The 19,309-nt window shown below is 63.1% G+C and carries 20 protein-coding genes; 10 read left to right on the forward strand and 10 right to left on the reverse strand.

Going from position 1 to position 19,309, the window contains the following annotated elements:
* Nucleotides 1-2: 2 nt before the first annotated feature.
* From ACLKMW_RS16325 to ACLKMW_RS16340, 4 genes are all read left to right on the forward strand, one after another.
* Nucleotides 3-716, forward strand: a complete 714-nt coding sequence (locus tag ACLKMW_RS16325) for a FadR/GntR family transcriptional regulator (RefSeq protein WP_415725546.1) — start codon at nt 3-5, stop codon at nt 714-716.
* 4 nt (nt 717-720) lie between these two features.
* Complete coding sequence (locus tag ACLKMW_RS16330; protein ID WP_415725547.1) at nt 721-1,695, forward strand: hydroxyacid dehydrogenase; 975 nt, start codon at nt 721-723, stop codon at nt 1,693-1,695.
* Between the two features lie 372 nt (nt 1,696-2,067).
* Nucleotides 2,068-3,102, forward strand: a complete 1,035-nt coding sequence (locus tag ACLKMW_RS16335; protein WP_415725548.1) for an aspartate-semialdehyde dehydrogenase — start codon at nt 2,068-2,070, stop codon at nt 3,100-3,102.
* A 92-nt stretch (nt 3,103-3,194) separates the two neighbouring features.
* Nucleotides 3,195-4,100 carry a bestrophin family protein gene (locus ACLKMW_RS16340; protein WP_415725549.1) on the forward strand — a complete coding sequence of 302 codons (906 nt, stop codon included), beginning with the start codon at nt 3,195-3,197 and terminating at the stop codon, nt 4,098-4,100.
* 51 nt (nt 4,101-4,151) lie between these two features.
* On the opposite strand, the gene rpsP is transcribed toward ACLKMW_RS16340, so the two are convergent.
* The 3 genes from rpsP to ffh are packed head-to-tail and all read right to left on the reverse strand — an operon-like array spanning nt 4,152 to nt 6,607.
* Nucleotides 4,152-4,547 carry a 30S ribosomal protein S16 gene (gene rpsP / locus ACLKMW_RS16345; RefSeq protein ID WP_415725550.1) on the reverse strand — a complete coding sequence of 132 codons (396 nt, stop codon included), beginning with the start codon at nt 4,545-4,547 and terminating at the stop codon, nt 4,152-4,154.
* Nucleotides 4,548-4,601: 54 nt separating this feature from the next.
* Nucleotides 4,602-5,018 carry a chorismate mutase gene (locus tag ACLKMW_RS16350; protein WP_415725622.1) on the reverse strand — a complete coding sequence of 139 codons (417 nt, stop codon included), beginning with the start codon at nt 5,016-5,018 and terminating at the stop codon, nt 4,602-4,604.
* Nucleotides 5,019-5,026: 8 nt separating this feature from the next.
* Nucleotides 5,027-6,607: a signal recognition particle protein gene (gene ffh / locus ACLKMW_RS16355; protein ID WP_415725551.1), complete on the reverse strand. Its 1,581-nt coding sequence runs from the start codon at nt 6,605-6,607 to the stop codon at nt 5,027-5,029.
* Nucleotides 6,608-6,965: 358 nt separating this feature from the next.
* Between ffh and ACLKMW_RS16360 the strand changes: the two genes are divergently transcribed.
* The gene (locus tag ACLKMW_RS16360; RefSeq protein ID WP_415725552.1) at nt 6,966-7,784 is read left to right on the forward strand and encodes a lytic murein transglycosylase; all 819 of its coding nucleotides are present in this window, start codon (nt 6,966-6,968) and stop codon (nt 7,782-7,784) included.
* A 108-nt stretch (nt 7,785-7,892) separates the two neighbouring features.
* On the opposite strand, the gene ACLKMW_RS16365 is transcribed toward ACLKMW_RS16360, so the two are convergent.
* Complete coding sequence (locus ACLKMW_RS16365; RefSeq protein WP_415725553.1) at nt 7,893-9,116, reverse strand: argininosuccinate synthase; 1,224 nt, start codon at nt 9,114-9,116, stop codon at nt 7,893-7,895.
* 163 nt (nt 9,117-9,279) lie between these two features.
* Here ACLKMW_RS16365 and ACLKMW_RS16370 point away from each other — a divergent pair, with 163 nt between their 5' ends.
* Nucleotides 9,280-10,200: a hypothetical protein gene (locus ACLKMW_RS16370; RefSeq protein ID WP_415725554.1), complete on the forward strand. Its 921-nt coding sequence runs from the start codon at nt 9,280-9,282 to the stop codon at nt 10,198-10,200.
* A gap of 69 nt (nt 10,201-10,269) precedes the next feature.
* On the forward strand, nt 10,270-10,911 hold the full coding sequence (locus ACLKMW_RS16375) for a LysE family translocator (RefSeq protein ID WP_415725555.1): 642 nt from the start codon (nt 10,270-10,272) through the stop codon (nt 10,909-10,911).
* On the opposite strand, the gene ACLKMW_RS16380 is transcribed toward ACLKMW_RS16375, so the two are convergent.
* The 4 genes from ACLKMW_RS16380 to ACLKMW_RS16395 form a co-directional block, all read right to left on the reverse strand.
* Nucleotides 10,883-11,359 carry a hypothetical protein gene (locus ACLKMW_RS16380; RefSeq protein WP_415725556.1) on the reverse strand — a complete coding sequence of 159 codons (477 nt, stop codon included), beginning with the start codon at nt 11,357-11,359 and terminating at the stop codon, nt 10,883-10,885. The genes ACLKMW_RS16375 and ACLKMW_RS16380 overlap by 29 nt on opposite strands.
* Complete coding sequence (gene rlmN, locus ACLKMW_RS16385) at nt 11,356-12,591, reverse strand: 23S rRNA (adenine(2503)-C(2))-methyltransferase RlmN (protein WP_415725557.1); 1,236 nt, start codon at nt 12,589-12,591, stop codon at nt 11,356-11,358. Before rlmN ends, ACLKMW_RS16380 begins: the two co-directional genes overlap by 4 nt.
* 151 nt (nt 12,592-12,742) lie before the next feature.
* Nucleotides 12,743-13,246: an invasion associated locus B family protein gene (locus tag ACLKMW_RS16390; RefSeq protein WP_415725558.1), complete on the reverse strand. Its 504-nt coding sequence runs from the start codon at nt 13,244-13,246 to the stop codon at nt 12,743-12,745.
* Nucleotides 13,247-13,558: 312 nt separating this feature from the next.
* Entirely contained in the window at nt 13,559-13,936 is a 378-nt protein-coding gene (locus ACLKMW_RS16395; protein ID WP_415725559.1) for a YkvA family protein, read from the reverse strand.
* Nucleotides 13,937-14,021: 85 nt separating this feature from the next.
* Here ACLKMW_RS16395 and ACLKMW_RS16400 point away from each other — a divergent pair, with 85 nt between their 5' ends.
* Nucleotides 14,022-14,537 carry a low molecular weight protein-tyrosine-phosphatase gene (locus ACLKMW_RS16400; RefSeq protein WP_415725560.1) on the forward strand — a complete coding sequence of 172 codons (516 nt, stop codon included), beginning with the start codon at nt 14,022-14,024 and terminating at the stop codon, nt 14,535-14,537.
* On the opposite strand, the gene thpR is transcribed toward ACLKMW_RS16400, so the two are convergent.
* Entirely contained in the window at nt 14,444-15,037 is a 594-nt protein-coding gene (thpR, locus tag ACLKMW_RS16405; protein ID WP_415725561.1) for an RNA 2',3'-cyclic phosphodiesterase, read from the reverse strand. The genes ACLKMW_RS16400 and thpR overlap by 94 nt on opposite strands.
* Nucleotides 15,038-15,138: 101 nt before the next feature.
* Nucleotides 15,139-15,783 carry an arylesterase gene (locus tag ACLKMW_RS16410; RefSeq protein ID WP_415725623.1) on the reverse strand — a complete coding sequence of 215 codons (645 nt, stop codon included), beginning with the start codon at nt 15,781-15,783 and terminating at the stop codon, nt 15,139-15,141.
* Between the two features lie 61 nt (nt 15,784-15,844).
* Between ACLKMW_RS16410 and ACLKMW_RS16415 the strand changes: the two genes are divergently transcribed.
* Nucleotides 15,845-16,543 (forward strand): ABC transporter ATP-binding protein, encoded by a 699-nt coding sequence (locus ACLKMW_RS16415; RefSeq protein WP_415725562.1) that lies wholly within the window; start codon nt 15,845-15,847, stop codon nt 16,541-16,543.
* A gap of 207 nt (nt 16,544-16,750) precedes the next feature.
* Entirely contained in the window at nt 16,751-19,249 is a 2,499-nt protein-coding gene (locus ACLKMW_RS16420; RefSeq protein WP_415725624.1) for an ABC transporter permease, read from the forward strand.
* The last annotated feature ends 60 nt before the right edge of the window (nt 19,250-19,309 follow it).

Genomic DNA, 19,309 nt, shown 5'->3' on the forward strand with positions numbered 1-19,309 from the left:
ATATGAAAGATAACAACCTGCTTGCCGAACTCGCATCCTACCTGTTCTCCCGCTCGCATGCCGAGACCGGACGGACCCCGTCGGAACGCGAACTGGCGGAGCATTTTTCGGTAAGCCGCGGCCAGATCCGCGAAGCGCTGGCGATCCTCGAAGCCATGCGCATCGTCGAGCGCCGCGCCAAGTCTGGCATCTATCTCACGACCCGGCAGGCGAGCGTGGAAGCCATGGCTTTGTTTGCCAGGGCCGGTCTGCCGCTTGACCCGATCCAGATCTATGAGACGGTCGAACTGCGCAAGATTCACGAGATCAAGGCGGCCGAACTCGCCTGCAGCAGGGCAACGGAGGAGAACTACGAGCGGCTGCGCGAAATATTGAAGGCATCGGAGGCACGGCTGCAGGCCGGCGAGGGCCTGGCGAAGGAAGATCGTGATTTCCACCTGGAAATCGTGCGGGCAACCCAGAACAGCGTCTTCCACAAGATCTGCAGTATCTACTACGTCATGGGCGAGCAGCGGCTGCCGATCTATTTCAACGACCCGGAGCGCGGCCGCAAATCGCATGCCGAGCACATCCAGATTTACGAGGCGCTGCTGCGCCGCGACGGAAATCTGGCGCAGGCGCTGATGAGTGCGCATCTTCAAGGTGCTGAGAGCTATTGGAAGGGCCTGATCGGCGATCTCGATGCGGCGGCGGACCGCAGGCCGGAACCGGTCTGAGCCCGTGGCGACCATCCTTTCCACGCATCCCCTGCATCCACGCGCGACCGAGATGCTCGCGCCGCATGGCGACCTCCTCATCGCCTCGGCACTGGACGGCGCGACGCTTACGGCCGAGGCACGCAACGCCGACATAATCATCGTGCGCGCGCCGCTTCCCGCCGCGCTGTTTGCCGAGGCGCCGGCATTGCGCGCGGCGATCCGCCATGGCGCGGGGCTCGACATGATCCCGGTCGCGGCGGCGACGAAGGCCGGTGTGCTGGTCGCCAACGTTCCCGGCGTCAATGCGCGCTCCGTGGCCGAGCATGTGATCTTCGTGACCCTGGCGCTGCTGCGCCGCTTCCGGGCCATGGACGGAGACCTGCGCACACTTGGCTGGCTTGCGGCACGCGACCACGCCAATCTGACCAACGAGCTTTCCGGCCGCACGATCGGCATCGTGGGCATGGGCAATGTCGGCCGGGCGGTCTTTTCCATTGCCCGCGACGGTTTCGGCCTGAACGTATTTGCCAATACCCGCAATCCGGCAAACCTGCCGTCAGGCGCGCGCTTCGGTACCATCGAGCGCCTCGTCGAAGAAAGCGACGTCATCGTGCTTTGCTGCCCGCTCACGCCGGAAACGACCGGACTTATCAGCCGCGAGAGGATCGGCCGGATGAAGTCCTCGGCGCTACTGGTGAATGTGTCGCGCGGACCGGTCATCGATGACGACGCGCTGATCGAGGCGCTGCGGGAAAACCGGCTCGCCGGTGCTGCGCTCGATGTTTTCGCCACGCAGCCGCTGCCGTCCGATCATCCCTATTTTTCGCTCCCGAATGTGATCGTGACACCGCATATGGCCGGCATTACCGAGGAAAGCATGGAGCGCATGGGCATTGGGGCTGCGGCCGAGGCAATCCGTGTGCTGGCCGGCGAACTGCCGGTCAATCTCTGCAATCGCGAGGCAGTTGAACATTATCGCCGGCGGTTTCGCGGCTGATACCCTGTGAGCCACGCGGCTTGGCCGGGCTCGATTGACTCTTTTTCCAAAGCGCGTAAAAGGCAGCCGCAAGCAGAGCGCGTGCCCGCATCGTCGCTTGACGTGCGGTCGTGCCAGACGGAGCCTTTCATGCGCGGCCTTTTGATGGCGCTTTTCGCATTCGATTTTCCCGGCCATGGGGTCAGCTCCCACGGTGGGCACGAACGCGCGCGGCTTCGCAGCACCAAAACCACGGCCAAAACGACCACGAAAACGGTCTGATCTCCCTTGGCCTGCTCGCCCTCTCCCGGGTCCGGCCCGGGGGGTGAGACCCGCTTCGGCCGGCGGGTTCTTTCCGAAACAGCGAGCGGAGAGGGACAGGAGAATCTTTAGATGGGTTTCAAGGTTGCGATCGCCGGCGCTACGGGCAATGTGGGCCGGGAAATGCTCAATATCCTCGAGGAACGCGGTTTTCCGGCCGATGAGGTCGTGGCGCTCGCCTCGCGCCGCTCGCTCGGCACCGAAGTGTCCTATGGCGAGCGGACGCTGAAGGTCAAAGCGCTCGACACCTATGATTTTTCCGACACCGACATCTGCATCATGTCGGCCGGCGGCAATGTGTCGAAGGAATGGTCGCCGAAGATCGGCGCGCAGGGCTGCGTCGTCATCGACAATTCGTCCGCCTTCCGCTACGACCCGGATGTGCCGCTGATCGTGCCGGAAGTGAACCCCGACGCGATTTCCGGGTTCTCCACCAAGAATATCATCGCCAATCCGAACTGTTCGACGGCGCAACTCGTCGTGGCGCTGAAGCCGCTGCACGACAAGGCGAAGATCAAGCGCGTCGTCATCGCCACCTATCAGTCGGTGTCGGGTGCGGGCAAGGAAGGCATGGACGAGTTGTTCACGCAGACGCGTGCCGTGTTCGTCGCCGATCCGGTGGAGGCCAAGAAGTTCACCAAGCGCATCGCCTTCAACGTCATTCCGCATATCGACGTGTTCATGGAAGACGGCTTCACCAAGGAAGAGTGGAAGATGGTCGCCGAGACCAAGAAGATGCTCGACCCGAAGATCAAGCTGACGGCGACGGCCGTGCGCGTGCCGGTGTTCATCGGGCACTCGGAGGCGGTGAACATCGAATTCGAGACGCCGATCACCGCCGACGAGGCGCGCGACATCCTGCGCGAGGCCCCCGGTTGCCTGGTCATCGACAAGCGCGAGGACGGCGGCTACGTGACCCCGATCGATTCGGCCGGCGAGGACGCCACGTATATTTCGCGCATCCGCGAGGATTCCACGGTCGACAATGGCCTGGCGATGTGGATCGTCTCGGACAATCTGCGCAAGGGGGCGGCACTCAATGCCGTGCAGATCGCCGAGCTTCTGGTCGAGCGCGGGCTGATCACGCCGAAGAAACAGGCCGCCTGAGTAAACGCCGGTACAAGATAGCCCGCCTCGCGAACGGAGGCGGGCTATTTGTCTTCCGCGGGCAGCGAACGTATCGAAAAGGTCTTCAGCTTATGATCGTTCGACCCAAACCGGGCCTTCTTGCCCTGTTTTTCGTCATGCGTGGATCGGTTGTGCCGCGCATCCTGCCGCATATTTTCGGCTTCGCGGCTTACGCTGCCGTCATCGTCATCGCGGTGGATGTGGCCAGTTTCGACATGAGCAGCTTCAGCATCGCCCCCTTCGGCCTGCTCGGCGTGGCGCTCTCCATTTACATGGGCTTTCGCAACAATGCAGCCTATGACCGCTGGTGGGAAGCGCGCAAGCTATGGGGAGAACTGGTCTACGAGGTCCGCAACCTGGCGCGCGTCGGCAACGGGCTGATAGAAGATCGGACGGAACGCCGCGCCCTGCTGATGGAAGCGCTCGCTTTTTGCCACTTCCTGCGCGGCCAATTGCGCGGGGTCGATGTCATTGCGGAGGCGAGGAAGTTCATCGGCGATGAGGTCGATGCCGTCGCCCGCGCCATAAACCGCCCTGACGCGCTGGTGCGACGGATGGGTCGACGGGCGGCGGCCTTGCGCCAAAAGGCGGCGATCGACGCGATCGGCTATCGCATAATAGACGAACGGCTTGCGACAATCTCGGCCGTGCAGGCTGGCTGCGAACGGATCGCGGGAACGCCGCTTCCCTTTGCTTACACGCTGCTTCTGCAGCGCACCGCCCATATTTTCTGCCTGCTTTTGCCGTTCGGCCTGGTGTCGTCCGCAGGCTGGGCGACGCCGCTTTTCACCGCCCTGGTCGCCTACACTTTCTTCGGACTGGACGCGCTGTCACAAGAACTGGAAGACCCGTTCGGCATGGAAGCGAACGATCTGGCGCTGGATGCGATTTGCCGCGTCTGCGAGATTTCGATCTTTGAGGCACTGGACGAGCCGGTGCCAGTGATGCCGGCGCCCGAACGATATTTCTATTCCTGACACAAACGGCGGGCCGAGCCCGCCGTTCACATTGCCTGAATTGCAGGAAAATTATTCGGCTGCGGCATCTTCCGCCGGTGCGGCCGAAGCGGCAGCAATCGCGGCTGCGGCATCTTCCTGAGCCTTCTTGATCGCGTCGGCGCGTTCCTGCGCCTTCTTGCCCGGCTGTGCCTTGTTCGGATTGTTGCGTGCTTCACGCTTGGCGATGCCGGCTACGTCGAGGAAACGGGCGACGCGGTCGGTCGGCAGCGCGCCGTGGCCGAGCCAATGCTTGATGCGCTCCTCATTGAGCTTCACGCGATCGCCGTCGCGCGGCAGCAGCGGGTTCCACGCGCCCACCGTCTCGATGAAGCGGCCGTCGCGCGGGCTGCGCACGTCGGCGATGACGATGTGGTAGTAAGGGCGCTTCTTGGAGCCCGCACGGGCCAGTCGGATTTTCAGTGACATTGCTTTTCTCCTGGAGTTCGGTTCGTTCGGTTGTTTTCAGTTTCATCCACCGCTTTACGCGGGCGAATTCTTCTCGCCGCCTGCAGCGCTCGAAGCGGACTCTTTCATCTCGCCGCTGCTCGAAGCGGCCTCTTTCATGTCGCCGCTGCTCGAAGCGGACGGCTGGTTGTCGCCATTGTTCGAGGCGGCGATCGCCTCGTGGTGGCGGATCACTTCGCGGACGATGAAGTTCAGGAACTTCTCCGCGAAATCCGGATCGAGCTGCGCCTCGTCGGCAAGCCGCCGAAGCCGCGCGATCTGCGTGCGCTCGCGCGCCGGATCGGCCGGGGGCAGGCCATGCGTGGCTTTCAGTACTCCGACCGCCTTGGTGCAGCGAAAACGCTCGGCGAGCATGTGGATCAGCGAGGCATCGATATTGTCGATCGAGGCGCGCAGTTCCGCGAGCATGGCCTTGGGGTCGGAGCCGTCCATCATGCTGCTCATTTCTTCTTGCCCAAGCCGGGAACGCTGCCACCGCCGAGGCCCGGAAGCTTCATGCCGCCAGGCAGGCCCGGCAGCCCGCCACCGCCCAGACCGGGCAGGCTGCCCGGCAGGCCCTTGCCCAAGCCGGCGGCCTCGGCCTGCTTTTTGAGCGCCTCGAGCTGCTTGGGGTCCATCTTCGAAAGATCGGGCATGCCGCCCATTCCGCCCATTCCGCCGCCAAGCCCCATCTTCTGCGCCATGCCGCCCATCAGGCCGCGCATCATGCCGCCGCCCTTGCCCTTGCCGCCCATGGCCTTCATCATGTCGGCCATCTGGCGGTGCATCTTCAGGAGCTTGTTGATCGCCGCCGCATCGGTGCCCGAACCGCTGGCGATGCGCTTCTTGCGCGAATGCTTCAAAAGCTCGGGATTGGCGCGCTCGGCCTTGGTCATCGACGAGATGATGGCGAGCTGCTGGGCAAACATGCGGTCGTCCAGCCCGGCGGCGGCCATCTGGTCCTTCATCCGGCCCATGCCCGGCATCATGCCCATGATGCCGCCCATGCCGCCCATCTTCTGCATCTGCTGCAACTGCGCGGCAAGGTCGTTCAGGTCGAACTTGCCCGACTGCATCTTCTTGGCCATCGCCGCGGCTTTCTCCGCGTCGATGGTTTCGGCGGCCTTTTCGACCAGCGAAATAATGTCGCCCATGCCGAGTATGCGGTCGGCGATGCGCTTGGGGTGGAATTCCTCCAGCGCATCCATCTTTTCGCCGACGCCGACCAGCTTGACCGGCTTGCCGGTGACGGCGCGCATCGAAAGTGCCGCACCGCCGCGACCGTCGCCATCCATGCGGGTCAGCACAAGCCCGGTGATGCCGACCCGATCGTCGAAATTGCGCGCAAGGTTGACCGCGTCCTGGCCGGTGAGGCTGTCGGCCACCAGCAGGATCTCGTGCGGCGAGGATGCCCGCTTGATCTCGGCCATCTCGACCATCAGCGGCTCGTCGATATGGGTGCGGCCGGCGGTGTCGAGAATGACGACGTCGTGCCCACCGAGCCTGGCCGCCTGCACGGCGCGCTTTGCGATGTCGACCGGCGACTGGCCGGCGACGATCGGCAGCGTCGCCACCCGGGTCTGCTCGCCGAGCTGGCGCAGCTGCTCCTGCGCGGCGGGGCGGCGCGTATCGAGCGAGGCCATCAGCACCTTCTTGCCCTGGCGTTCGCTCAAACGCTTGGCGATCTTGGCCGAGGTGGTGGTCTTGCCGGAACCCTGCAGGCCTACCATCATGATGACGACGGGCGCGGGCGCGTTGAGGTCGATCGTCTGACCTTCGCTGCCGAGCATTTCGACCAGTTCGTCATGGACGATCTTGACGACCATCTGCCCGGGTTTGATCGATTTCAGGACCGCGGCGCCGATGGCTTTCTCGCGCACGCGATCGGTGAAGGAGCGCACGACCTCCAGCGCCACGTCGGCTTCGATCAGCGCGCGGCGAACCTCGCGAAGCGCAGCCGAGACGTCGGCCTCCGACAGCGCGCCGCGGCCGGTCAGGCCGTTCAGGATCGAGCCAAGACGTTCCTGTAGCGATTCAAACATCCAACATCCTCATTTCCCGGACCATGTGATCCGAGAAGTAGTACGTCCGCGCGCGCGCGCCAAGCGATAGCCAAAGCCAAAAAGCACCCGGGGGCGCATCGCGCTGCCGGGTGTTGGCCTCCGGGATCTATTTATACCTCAAGGGGTCCCGGTCGGCGGCTCGGAGTTAGTACTCGTCGCGGAATTCGGCGCTGTAGACAGGAAAAGACCTCCAGAGTCAAGGAAAAGTGTGGCCCGCAAGACCCGGTGCGGCAGGATTCCGATGCAGCCGGCAAAAATGGTCTTAACGATGACAAGCGACTGTTCTACTGGCAGATTGCGCCGCAACGGACGTGATTCAGGCATTAGGAGACCAAAAATGGCATTTTTTGCCAAGGGAAAGATTTTTGCGGCAGTTTTGGCCGTTGCCGGTCTGACGGCGGGTGCTGCGCAAGCCGCCCAATGCGGCAACAACGCTTCCGGTTTCGAAGCATGGAAAGCCTCCTTTGCGCAGCAGGCGGCGGCGCAGGGCGTATCCGCCAAGGCGTTGCGCGCGTTCAACGATACGAAATACGCGACCAAGACGATCTCGGCGGACCGCAACCAGAAGAGCTTCAAGCTTACCCTCAAGCAGTTCATGCAGAAGCGCGGCGGCGCGACCATCGCTTCGCGCGGCAAGAGCATGAAGAAACAGAACGCCGCCCTGTTTTCGCGCATCGAGCAAACCTATGGCGTGCCTGCAGGCCCGCTGATCGCCATCTGGGGGATGGAGACCGGGTTCGGTTCCTATATGGGCAATTCCCACATCCTCTCGGCGGTGACGACGCTTGCCTATGACTGCCGCCGCTCCGAATATTTCACCAACCAGCTCTACGCGGCACTTGAACTGGTGCACAATGGCAGCCTTAATCCCGGGGCGATCGGGGCGGCTCACGGCGAAGTCGGTCAGACCCAATTCCTGCCGGCCAACGTGCTGAAATATGGCGTCGACGGCGACGGCAACGGGCGCATCGACCTCATCCGCTCGAAAGCCGACGCGCTTGCCTCGACGGCGAACTTCCTGCGCGGCCATGGCTGGCAGCCGGGCGCGGGATACCAGCCTGGCCAAGCCAATTTCGGAGCGCTGCAGGGCTGGAATGCCGCCTCTGTCTACCAGCAGGCCATCGCCATCATCGGCGCTGAGATCGACGGGGACTAAGCTCCCAGATGGCTGCGGGGCCGGCGAGCGGCCTCGCACATTGTGAGAGGCTTTTGCCTCTCATGCCTGCCAGCAGCTTCTCCCGACGAAAATGGGAGGAAAGCGGCTTCAGCCGCGCCGGTCCCTTGCCGCCAGCGTGCGAAGTCTCAGCGCATTGAGGCGGATGAAGCCGGCGGCGTCCTTCTGGTCGTAGGCGCCGTGGTCGTCTTCGAAAGTGACCAGCGCATCCGAATAGAGCGACTTGTCCGAGCGGCGGCCGACGACGATGACATTGCCCTTGTAGAGCTTCAGCCGAACCTCGCCCTCCACGTTCTCCTGGCTCTTGTCGATCGCCGCCTGCAGCATCTCGCGCTCGGGCGAGAACCAGAAGCCGTTATAGATCAGCTCTGCATAGCGCGGCATCAACTCGTCCTTGAGGTGTGCTGCGCCCCGGTCGAGCGTGATCGATTCCATTGCGCGGTGTGCGGCAAGCAGGATCGTGCCGCCGGGGGTCTCGTAGACGCCGCGCGATTTCATGCCGACGAAGCGGTTCTCGACCAGGTCGAGCCGGCCGATGCCATTGTCGCGGCCAAGGTCGTTGAGCGCGGCCAGCATCGAGGCCGGCGACAGCGCCTTGCCGTTCAAGGCGACCGGATCGCCATTCCTGAATTCCAACGTGATCTCGGTGACGGCGTCGGGCGCATCCATCGGCGATACGGTGCGCTGGTGGACATATTCCGGCGGCTCGCTCCATGGGTCTTCCAGCACCTTGCCTTCGGAGGAGGAGTGCAGCAGGTTGGCGTCGACGGAGAACGGCGCCTCGCCCTGCTTGTCCTTCGGCACCGGGATCTGGTGAGCCTGGGCGAATTCGATGAGATCGGTGCGTGACTTGAACGACCAGTCGCGCCATGGGGCGATGACCTTGATGTCCGGATTAAGCGCATAGGCCGACAGTTCGAAGCGGACCTGGTCGTTGCCCTTGCCTGTCGCACCATGGGCGATGGCGTCGGCGCCGGTTTCGCATGCGATGTCGACCAGATGCTTCGAGATCAACGGCCGGGCGATCGAGGTGCCGAGCAGATATGTGCCTTCATAGACGGCATTGGCGCGGAACATCGGGAAGACGAAATCGCGGACGAATTCCTCGCGGACATCCATGATGCGAATGTCCTTGATGCCCATCAGCTCGGCCTTCTTGCGCGCCGGCTCCAGCTCGCCGCCCTGGCCGAGATCGGCGGTGAAGGTGACGACTTCGGCACCGAGTTCGGTCTGCAGCCACTTCAGGATGATGGAGGTATCGAGGCCGCCGGAATAGGCAAGAACGACCTTTTTCACGTCTTTCAACTTGGACATTGTTTTTTCCGCGTTTGATGGCGGCGGCGCAGAGCCGCGCTTCGGCGGCACTAATAGCAGGAAAGCTTATGCGGGCAAGGCCTGCGAACCCGTCGCCTTGGCGTGCAGCGGCTTACCGGCGGCATTCAATAGAGTTTTAACGATTCTGCCAAAGAGTCGCGGGATGCCGAAGCTCTCCGCAAATCTCCGACCCTTCCTGGCAGCCGGATTGCTGCTTCTGTCCAGCGGGCTTTCGTCCTTGGCCGCAGAGCGCTGGGAAGAAGCCGGCAGCGGTGCCGTCGCGATATTGCCGGCGCCGGCCAAGGCGGAGGGGGTGGTCGGCGGTTCGCTCGTCTGCGCCGAACAACGCTGGAATTTGCGCCTGCGCCGCGAGGAAACTGGACCGGCGGGGTTCCTCGAGCGACAGGGCAAGATTTCCGTCGACGGCCAAACATTCGCGGTCGGCGTCAAGACAGAGCCCAGTCATATGACCGCCTCCGTGACGGCAGAGATGCTCGAAGCGTTGAAACGGGGCGGCAGACTTTCTGTTTCGGTTGAAGGTGGCGGACCTTCCGTCGATGCCGTCTTTTCGCTGAAAGGCTCGCGCGCAACAATTGAAGCGGTCGCGCCAAAATGCAGCCAGATCGATATGTCAGCCTACAGGCAGATCGCCTTCTCGGATGCGGATCCGGCGGTGCCGCAAGCACGCGCCGCCATCACCCGCGAGATCGGCCTGTTTCGGGCGGCGACCGGCAAGCAACCGGCGATCACGGCCGCCATTCTGGATGTCGCTCCGCAAAAGCGCCTGCTGTTTGCTTCGCTCTGCGGCTCGACAAGCTACTACGGCAAGTCCGGCTGCAACATCACCGTCCACGCCAAGGAGGATTCGGGCGCATGGCGCGAGGTCTTCAACAGCGAAGGCATGAATCTCTATCTCGATCCGAACACGTCGCATGACGGCTGGCCCAACCTGATGGCGCTGCCGCTTTCGGGTGGAACGGAAGCGACACGCTGGGTCTGGAACGGCCACGCCTATGAGGTCCGCGACGAGTTGCTGGCCGAGGAGGACAGACTGGTCGAGGGCCTGCGCGGCACCACGCAATAGCGGCTCGTTGCCGCTGGCGCGGGAAAGAGGCTTCGGGTAAATTGCGCCGTTTCCAGCCGGGCGCGCAAGATGACGTTCATTCCCGACACCGCAACCATCCTGCAATTCGCCATCGCGACCTTCATCATCTCGATCACGCCCGGCCCGGATATGACGCTGTTCGTCGGGCGCGCGCTTTCGCAAGGTCGCGCCGCCGGCTTTGCCTGCATGTCGGGCGCCTTCACCGGCATTCTCATCCACACGACGCTGGTGGCGCTCGGCCTTTCGGCGCTGATCGTCGCCTCGCCGCAGGCCTTCCTGGTGCTGAAGATCGGCGGCGCGCTCTATCTGGTGTGGCTCGCCTGGCAGGCAATTCGCCACGGTTCGGCGTTCTCGCCGGAAAGGAAACGCGGAGCCGCCAACACGCTGTTTCAGAACTGGGCGACGGGGCTTGGCATCAACCTGCTCAATCCCAAGATCATCCTGTTCTTCATGACCTTCCTGCCGCAGTTCGTATCGCCGCACGATCCGCATGCGCCGGGCAAGCTGTTCTTCCTCGGCGTCCTGTTCATTGTGCTGGCCTTGCCGCTGACCGCGCCGATGGTGATTGCCGCCGACAGGTTCGCCGGACTGCTGAAGAAGAACCCGAAGGCGACGCGTGTCGTGGACTATCTGTTTGCCGGAGTGTTTTCCGTCTTCGCGCTCAAGATCCTGACGGCCCAGGCGAAATAGAATCTTCGCGCCAAATTCCAGCCGAGCGCCCGGCGACTAGCCAATAGGCGATGCCGCCGACCATGCCGCTGCCAATCACCGCAAAGATCAGATGCAGTTCGAGCTCGAGCCCGTCGAACTCGGACTGGGGCATGGACGCATACCAGAACAGCCAAACGACGACCGCGCTGATGCACCCGCCGGCGATGGCGTGGAGCAGCCAGTCGCGTCTGCCGATGATCTCCCCAAGCAGAATGGCGACCACCGACGGGAAAAAAGCGAAATAGCCGATAAAGAGCGCAACCACCGGCACCGAAACGAACATCGGTCCGGCCACGACGAAGGGCGTTTCTTCCGGGGCGAGCCCGAGAGCGCCGAGCGCCAGCAGGTTGAGGAATGCGCTCGCAGCGAGCGTCGCGGCCGCATAGCCAAGGAGGACAATGGTAAATCTGGCCAGGATACGGCTCACGCCTCGCCGTGTCCTGCGATCATCATGGCTTCGAGCGCCAGGCGCTCGGTTTTCTTCAGGCGCTCGGATTCGGATTTGAGCTGGCCGCAGGCGGCGAGGATGTCACGGCCGCGCGGCGTGCGGATCGGCGAGGCATAGCCGGCATTGTTGATGTAATCGGCGAATTTCTCGATCGTTTCCCAGTCGGAACACTGGTAATTCGTGCCCGGCCACGGATTGAACGGGATAAGGTTGATCTTCGCCGGAATGCCCTTCAGCAGCCGGACCAGCGCCTTGGCGTCGTCGATGGAATCGTTGACGTCCTTCAGCATCACATATTCGAAGGTGATGCGCCGCGCGTTCGACAAGCCGGGATAGGCGCGGCAGGCGGCGATCAGCTCGTTTAGCGGGTATTTCTTGTTGATCGGCACCAGAAGGTCGCGCAGATCGTCATTGGTGGCATGCAGCGAAATGGCCAGCATGACGCCGATCTCGTCGCCGGTGCGGTAGATCTCCGGCACGACGCCCGAGGTCGAAAGCGTGATGCGGCGCTTGGACAAGGATAGGCCGTCGCCGTCGGAGGCAATCAGCAGCGCCTTCTTGACCTCTTCGAAATTATAGAGCGGCTCGCCCATGCCCATCATGACGATGTTCGAGACCTTCCGCCCCTCCGCCGGCACGATGGCGCCATCGGGCGTATCGCGGTCGGGAAAGTCGCCCAGCCGGTCGCGCGCCGACATCAGCTGCGCGAGAATTTCCTCGGCGGTGAGATTTCGCACCAGCTTCTGCGTGCCGGTGTGGCAAAAGGAGCAGGTCAGCGTGCAGCCGACCTGGCTGGAAATGCACAGCGTGCCGCGCCCTTCCTCGGGAATATAGACGGTTTCTATTTCAACCGGGCGTCCTGCCCCGCGTGCGGGAAAGCGGAACAGCCATTTGCGCGTGCCGTCGTTGGAAATCTGTTCCTCGACGATTTCCGGGCGCGCAATGGTGAAGTGCCGGTCGAGATTGGCGCGCAGCTCCTTGGAGATGTTGAACATATGCGCGAAATCGCTGACGCCGCGCACATAGAGCCAATGCCAGAGCTGCTGTACACGCATCTTTTGCTGGCGTTCAGGCACAATGCCGGCGCCAACCAGCGCTTCGCCCATCTCCGCGCGGGTGAGGCCGACCAAGGATTGCTTGACGGGCGCTGCCGAGCGCGCGCGCAGCGCGTCGCGGGCCGTGTCGGTTGTGAGATCGAGCGAGAGAGCCATGTTACCGGGTTCGAAGCTGTTCGGCCCCCTATGCGGACCTTTGCGGCGCACATATCACGAGATCGCCGCGCCGTCACCTCGGCTGCATATGGCAACGCCGCCGGCGTTTCGCCAGCGGCTCGTTACGCTAGGACCAATCCGATGCCGTGCCTTACTTGCAGTTGGCGATGGAGGTCAGGGCCGCCGAAATGCCTTTCAGGGAGAAGGTGTAGTTGGTCGGATTGCCGCGCCCGGACTTCGCCGCCACCTTCATGTCGGCGCCGGCCTTCATGGCTGCGATCAGAACGGGCTCCTCGGCAGCGTTTTCCACCCAGGCCGACTTGCCGCGCGTGAACATCGAGAACGACTTGTCGCCGACGGTGACCGAAACCTTGGAATTCGCCTGGAAATCGTAGGAGGCGATGAATTGCGGCTCATAGGAAACGGACTGGCCGGGCCGCTGGCTGACGAAGAAGAAGATGTCGCCGTGATCGAGACTCGAGGGTTGCTTGTCGGTCGGCACGGTCAGCACGTAGCAAACCTTGCCGGTGTTGGCCTGGTAGCTGTAGGTGCCCCATGCGTTGTGCTGGCCTATCTTCGTGGCCGACTGGGCCAGCGAGGGCATGGCGCTCGCGACCAGCATCAGGCTCGAAAAAAGGGCAATCGATCCACGCATCGGCTTCGTTCCTGTCATTCGTATGTATTTGGCGTATGTGTTTCGGCGCATGTATTTGCAATGTGCGGCGGGCGGGCCCGAAGCGACCAACCCGTTTGGTTCATTTTGATTTAATCTGGGTTACCAAACCGTGAATGATCCTCGCAAAGAAGATCATTTGCACCGATCCTATCCGCCACCTGCCTTCGATCCGTCGCCGGATACTCACGCTTCGTCCCTGAAGCGAGTTGAAAACCACGAAAAAGGCGACATTTTGTCAGGCCTTAGCACGCAGACTGTCCTCCGGACACACGGAGTTGCAGGTGCGAGGGCTCAGGCGATATCGTCAAGCGCCTTTCTGGCGGCGAGGCGATGGGCAGGGGTGACATGGGCGCGCACGGCCGCGATCGCAGTCGTCAGCACCGCAATATCGTCGGTGAAGCCAAGGCCCAGGATGATATCGGGTATGGCGTCGGTCGGCAGCACGAAATAGGCCAGCGCCCCGAAGAGGATTCCCTTGGTCCGCAGCGGCGTCCGCCGGTCGAGCGCGCAATAATAGGCGGCGACGACCTCCTCCATGAAGGGGATGTGACGTGCGGCGCGCTTGGCGGTGTGCCAGAACTTTTCGCGCACGCTCGTTTCGTCACGTTCGAAACGATGGTTTTTTTCGTCATGCTCGAAATGACGATCGAACTTGCCGGTATTGGGCATTCGTTGTCTCCTCTGCGCGCAAATGTGGTATTGCAGGCGAGCGGCTGCAAGATATTCCTGGCTGCATCACCACGGCGCCGGATCGATGATCGAAAAATCCCAGAAATCCATCCTATTTGTCTGTCTCGGCAATATCTGCCGCTCGCCCCTGGCCGAAGGCGTGTTTCGCGCCGTGGTCTGCGAGCGCGGCATCGAAGACGGATTCACGCTGGATTCAGCCGGCACCGGCGGCTGGCACATGGGATCGGCGCCCGATCCGCGCTCGATGGCGGTTGCGGCCGAGCACGGCATCGACATCTCCATGCAGAAGGCGCGCAAGGTGGTGCCGGCGGACTTCCAGCGCTTCGACTTGATCCTGGCGATGGACCGTTCGAATGTCGACGACCTGATCCGTATCGCACCGACGGAAGCCCGCGACCGGGTGCACCTCTTTCTTGATTTCGCAGCCGGCGAAATTGGCGACGTGCCCGACCCGTATTATGGCGGGCCTGATGGTTTCGTCTCAGTCTACCGCATGATCCGGAATGCTTCGGAACTGCTCGCCGACACGCTGGAGCGCAGGTCCGCGCCTGAGAGCGGCCAGGCCTCCTCGATGAGATAAGGTCCGCCGCCGACCGAATCGCGCGATGACATCAGCACGAAGCGACTGACCTTGAAGGGGGCGGTTGAGAAATTCCCGCGGGCCGACAGATAGCGGGCCACGTCCTCCGCCGTCGAATTGCGCAGCCGCGCCAGCGTGACATGCGGCATGAACTTGCGCGGATCGGCGGGTATGCCCAGCCGTTGGCAGATGCGCTCGATCTCGGCTTGAAGGGCAGTCAATTCCGGCGAGGCCGAAACTCCCGCCCACACGGCATGTGGCTTTTTCGAGCCGAATGCGCCGACGCCGGCGAGTTGCAGTTGGAACGAGGGCCTGTGAACGCGATCGAGCGCGTTGGCGATCTCGTCGGCGACATGGCCTTCCACATCGCCGATGAAACGCAAGGTCAGGTGATAGTTCTCGACATCGATCCAGCGGGCTCCGGGCAGACCTCCCCGGAGCAGAGAGAGCGAAAGCGTCGCATCTCGTGGAATTTCGAGGGCGGTGAAAAGTCGCGGCATACGCAGCCTCCTCGAATCGAATTCATGACTACAGCGAATCATCGATCCTTGCGGTGAGCAAGCTGATTGTTGCTCATGTCGGAGCGATGACGATTTCTCTCCTACGTGTTGGGTCGTCCCTCGGTGATCACGCGTTCGACGACGGGCAATATATGCTTGACCAGGCGCTCGATGCCGGCGGCGTTGGGGTGCATGCCATCCTCGAGCAGCAGCGTATTGTCGGCCACCACCCCATCCAGAAAGAAAGGATAGAGCGGAACGTCGTATTTTTTGGCGAGCCTCGGATAGATGGCGTCGAAGGATGCCGCGTAGGCCGCGCCGAGATTGGGTGCGGCGCGCATGCCGGCAAGCAGCACGGGAATGTTGCGCTCTTGAAGCCGGGTCAGCATCTCGTCGAGATTCTTCTCGGTGATGTCAGGTGAAACGCCGCGCAGCATGTCATTGGCCCCGAGTTCGAGGATGACCAGTTGCGTGCCGTCCGGCACCGACCAGTCGAGCCGTGACAGGCCGCCGCTGGTGGTGTCTCCGGAAACGCCGGCGTTGGCGATCACGACATCGTGACCGTTTGCGCGTAGCGCCGCCTCGAGCTTTTCGGGAAAGCTCTGGCCGGCATCGAGGCCATAGCCGGCCATCAGGCTGTCGCCGAAGCCGACGATGCGCATCGGCTCTGCCCTGGCGGCGGTCAATACCGCGAAAAGGGCGAGGAGTGCGACGAAAAGGAGAGAACTTGGTTGTTTGAATGCCATGATCCAAAGCCCATATGACGACGGTCCCGCTTCTTCTTTTTCCATATAGGACAGTTCTGCCGTGACAGAAGCCGTCATCGACCTTTCCGACATATCGTTGACCTTGGGCACGGGGGCGTCTTCGGTGCATGTGCTGAAGGGCGTCAGCTTGAAGGTGACGTCAGGCGAGGCAACCGGCATCGTCGGGCCTTCAGGTTCCGGCAAATCGACGCTGCTGATGGTGATTGCCGGGCTGGAAGGTGTCGATTCCGGGCAGGTGCGCATTGCCGGCGAAGTTTTGAACGGCAGAAGCGAGGATCAGGTCGCCGCCTTCCGCGGCCGCAATATAGGCATCGTCTTTCAATCATTCCATCTCATCCCCAACATGACGGCGCTTGAAAATGTCGCGGTCCCGCTCGAGCTTGCGGGTCATCGCGACGCCTTCGAGATCGCCGCGCGCGAGCTGGATGCTGTCGGGCTTGCCGATCGTGTCACGCATTATCCCGGCGAATTGTCGGGCGGCGAGCAGCAGCGCGTGGCGATCGCCCGCGCGCTGGCGCCGGGGCCACGCATCCTGATCGCCGACGAGCCGACGGGCAATCTCGACCAGGCGACCGGCCGCCAGATCGCCGATCTATTGTTTTCCAAGGCGGCCGAACGCGGCATGACCCTGGTTCTGGTGACGCACGACCCCGTACTTGCGGCGCGCTGCACGCGCCAGGTGGCGATGCGTTCGGGGCGGATCGAACAAGCCGCGGCGGTTTCCGCTCGGGCAGGTTGAAACAGGATGTCGCGGCTGGAACAAACCTCCCCCTCATCCGGCGCTTCGCGCCACCCCCTCCCCAGCGGGGAGAAGAGCGCAGCGGTCATGCCTTTTTCATCTCCCCAGCGCGGAGAGGGTGGCTTGCGCAGCAGGCCGGGTGAGGGGGGTGGCAACACCGCCTTTTTGCGTACCCTGCAACTCGCCATCCGCTTCTCGCTGCGCGAAATGCGTGGCGGGTTTTCCGGCTTCCTGATCTTTCTCACCTGCATTGCGCTGGGTGTCGCTGCCATTGGCGGCGTCAATTCGGTGGCACGCTCGATCACCGCAGGCGTTGCCAATGAAGGCCAGGTTCTGCTTGGTGGCGATCTGCGTTTTCAGCTCAACCAGCGCGAGGCGACGCCCGAGGAGATAACCTTCCTGCGGCAACTGGGAAGCTTGTCCGAGAGCGCCAGCATGCGGTCCATGGCGCGGCTGGAAGATGGCTCCGACCAGTCGCTCGCCGAGGTCAAGGCGGTGGACGACGCCTATCCGCTGTTCGGCGCGCTTGCGACCGAACCGGTGCTGTCGCGAGACGAACTTTTCGGTAAAAACGAGGGCGTCTATGGTGCCGCGGCCGCCAGCCAGTTGTTCGAACGGCTGGGCCTGAAGCCGGGCAGCCGCGTAAAGCTCGGCGATGCGACATTCGAACTTCGCGCCGCTATCGTTACCGAACCGGATGCCGTCTCCGAGGGCTTCGGCTTTGCGCCGCGTCTGCTGGTGTCGCTGGAGGGGCTGCGCGCGTCCGGTCTGATCCAGCCGGGTAGCCTCGTCGAATATGCATACAAGGTGCGGCTGGCCGATAGCGGCGGCGAGGCGGCGCTGGCGTCCATTCGCGAGCAGGCGGCCGAGCGGTTTCCGCAGGCCGGCTGGAGCATCCGCACGCGCACCAATGCCGCACCGGCGCTTTCGGCCAATATAGAACGGTTCTCGCAGTTCCTTACGCTGGTCGGCCTGACTTCGCTGGTCGTCGGCGGGGTAGGCGTCGCCAATGCGGTGCGCGCCTATCTCGACGGCAAGCGCGGCGTCATCGCGACCTTCAAGAGCCTCGGAGCTTCGGGAGCTTTCGTCTTCACGGTTTATCTGGTGCAGATCATGATGATCGCCGCTGTCGGCATCGTCATCGGCCTGTTGCTCGGGGCGTCGATGCCGTTCGCGGCGAATGCGGTCTTGTCGTCGGTCGTTCCGGTGCCGGCCGAAGGCGGTATCTATCCGGGCGCGCTGGCAATCGCGGCGCTGTTCGGCGTGCTGGTGACGCTGGCCTTCGCGCTGCTGCCGCTCGGTCGCGCACGGGATATTCCCGCGACCGCGCTGTTTCGTGAGATGGGATTCGGCGGCGCGGGGCTGCCCCGCCTCGTCTATGTCGCCACCGCCGTCGGCATTGCTGCCCTTCTGGCGCTGCTGGCGATCTGGTTTTCGGGCGACCGCCGCATCGCGGCGATCTTCGTCGCGGCGACGATCTTCGCCTTTGCGGTGCTGCGCAGCGTCGGGCTTCTGGTGCAGTGGGCGGCGCGCAAAAGTCCGCGCGTGCGCTCGACCGCGTTGAGGCTGGCGATCGGCAACATCCACCGGCCCGGCGCGCTGACACCGTCCGTCGTGCTCTCGCTCGGCCTTGGGCTGACGCTTCTGGTGACGCTGGCATTGATCGACGGCAATCTGCGCCGGCAGATCGCCGGCAGCCTGCCGGAGCGCGCCCCGAATTTCTTCTTCGTCGACATCCAGGCCGCCGACGTCGATGCCTTCGCGAAAGTGGTGGAGCACGAGGCGCCGGACGGCAAGCTGGTGCGCGTGCCGATGCTGCGGGGGCGGGTGATGGCGCTGAATGGCGTCGAGGTGCAGAAGTTGAATGTACCGGCAGGCGGCCGCTGGGTGTTGCGGGGCGACCGAGGGCTGACCTATGCGAAGAATGTCCCGGAAAACTCCACGTTGAGCGAAGGCCAATGGTGGCCGGAGGATTATACGGGCGAGCCGCTTGTGTCTTTTTCGGCCGAGGAAGGGCGCGAACTCGGGCTGAACCTCGGTGACACGGTGACGGTCAATGTGCTTGGCCGCAATGTGACGGCGAAGATTGCCAGTTTCCGCGAAGTGCAGTGGGAATCGATGGGCATCAATTTCGTCATGGTGTTTTCGCCCAACACCTTCGCCGGCGCGCCGCATTCCTGGCTGGCGACACTCTTGACCCCGGACGCTACGGCGGCTGAGGAGGCGCGTATCCTCAACGCCGTCACGCGCGCGTTTCCGGCCGTCACCACCGTGCGCGTCAAGGATGCGCTGGACGTGGTCAACCGTATCGTCGGCCAGATCGGCAGCGCCATTCGCGCTGCCGCCAGCGTGGCGCTGATCGCCTCGGTTCTGGTGCTGTCCGGAGCGCTCGCGGCAGGCAATCGGGCCCGTGTTCACGATGCGGTCGTGCTGAAGACGCTTGGGGCGACGCGAAGGACGCTGATTGCCGCGTTCTCGCTCGAATATATGCTGATCGGGCTCGCGACCGCCGTGTTCGCCATCGCGGCCGGCGGGGTCGCTGCGTGGTTTGTTGTCGCACGAATCATGAATTTGCCGTCGCATTTCCTGCCGGAAGTGGCGGTGGCGACGATTGTCATCGCGCTTGTCGTGACGGTTGGAATCGGTCTTCTGGGAACCTGGAGAGTGCTCGGCCAGAAGGCCGCGCCGGTGCTGCGCACGCTGTGAAGCCATCGAAATGAAGCGCGGCATTGCGAATTTTTAATGTAATCACAAGGCATTTCGCGG

It is taken from the genome of Borborobacter xinjiangensis, assembly GCF_047739745.1.
GTDB lineage: Bacteria > Pseudomonadota > Alphaproteobacteria > Rhizobiales > Rhizobiaceae > Pseudaminobacter.

Excerpts from the sequence above, each read along its gene's own strand:
- ACLKMW_RS16325 (WP_415725546.1), top strand. The coding sequence starts at position 3 with ATGAAAGATAACAACCTGCTTGCCGAACTCGCATCCTACCTGTTCTCC.
- ACLKMW_RS16335 (WP_415725548.1), top strand. The coding sequence starts at position 2,068 with ATGGGTTTCAAGGTTGCGATCGCCGGCGCTACGGGCAATGTGGGCCGG.
- ACLKMW_RS16340 (WP_415725549.1), top strand. The coding sequence starts at position 3,195 with ATGATCGTTCGACCCAAACCGGGCCTTCTTGCCCTGTTTTTCGTCATG.
- rpsP (WP_415725550.1), bottom strand. The coding sequence starts at position 4,547 with ATGTCACTGAAAATCCGACTGGCCCGTGCGGGCTCCAAGAAGCGCCCT.
- ACLKMW_RS16350 (WP_415725622.1), bottom strand. The coding sequence starts at position 5,018 with ATGGACGGCTCCGACCCCAAGGCCATGCTCGCGGAACTGCGCGCCTCG.
- ffh (WP_415725551.1), bottom strand. The coding sequence starts at position 6,607 with ATGTTTGAATCGCTACAGGAACGTCTTGGCTCGATCCTGAACGGCCTG.
- ACLKMW_RS16360 (WP_415725552.1), top strand. The coding sequence starts at position 6,966 with ATGGCATTTTTTGCCAAGGGAAAGATTTTTGCGGCAGTTTTGGCCGTT.
- ACLKMW_RS16365 (WP_415725553.1), bottom strand. The coding sequence starts at position 9,116 with ATGTCCAAGTTGAAAGACGTGAAAAAGGTCGTTCTTGCCTATTCCGGC.
- ACLKMW_RS16370 (WP_415725554.1), top strand. The coding sequence starts at position 9,280 with ATGCCGAAGCTCTCCGCAAATCTCCGACCCTTCCTGGCAGCCGGATTG.
- ACLKMW_RS16375 (WP_415725555.1), top strand. The coding sequence starts at position 10,270 with ATGACGTTCATTCCCGACACCGCAACCATCCTGCAATTCGCCATCGCG.
- rlmN (WP_415725557.1), bottom strand. The coding sequence starts at position 12,591 with ATGGCTCTCTCGCTCGATCTCACAACCGACACGGCCCGCGACGCGCTG.
- ACLKMW_RS16390 (WP_415725558.1), bottom strand. The coding sequence starts at position 13,246 with ATGCGTGGATCGATTGCCCTTTTTTCGAGCCTGATGCTGGTCGCGAGC.
- ACLKMW_RS16395 (WP_415725559.1), bottom strand. The coding sequence starts at position 13,936 with ATGCCCAATACCGGCAAGTTCGATCGTCATTTCGAGCATGACGAAAAA.
- ACLKMW_RS16400 (WP_415725560.1), top strand. The coding sequence starts at position 14,022 with ATGATCGAAAAATCCCAGAAATCCATCCTATTTGTCTGTCTCGGCAAT.
- thpR (WP_415725561.1), bottom strand. The coding sequence starts at position 15,037 with ATGCCGCGACTTTTCACCGCCCTCGAAATTCCACGAGATGCGACGCTT.
- ACLKMW_RS16410 (WP_415725623.1), bottom strand. The coding sequence starts at position 15,783 with ATGGCATTCAAACAACCAAGTTCTCTCCTTTTCGTCGCACTCCTCGCC.
- ACLKMW_RS16420 (WP_415725624.1), top strand. The coding sequence starts at position 16,751 with ATGCGTGGCGGGTTTTCCGGCTTCCTGATCTTTCTCACCTGCATTGCG.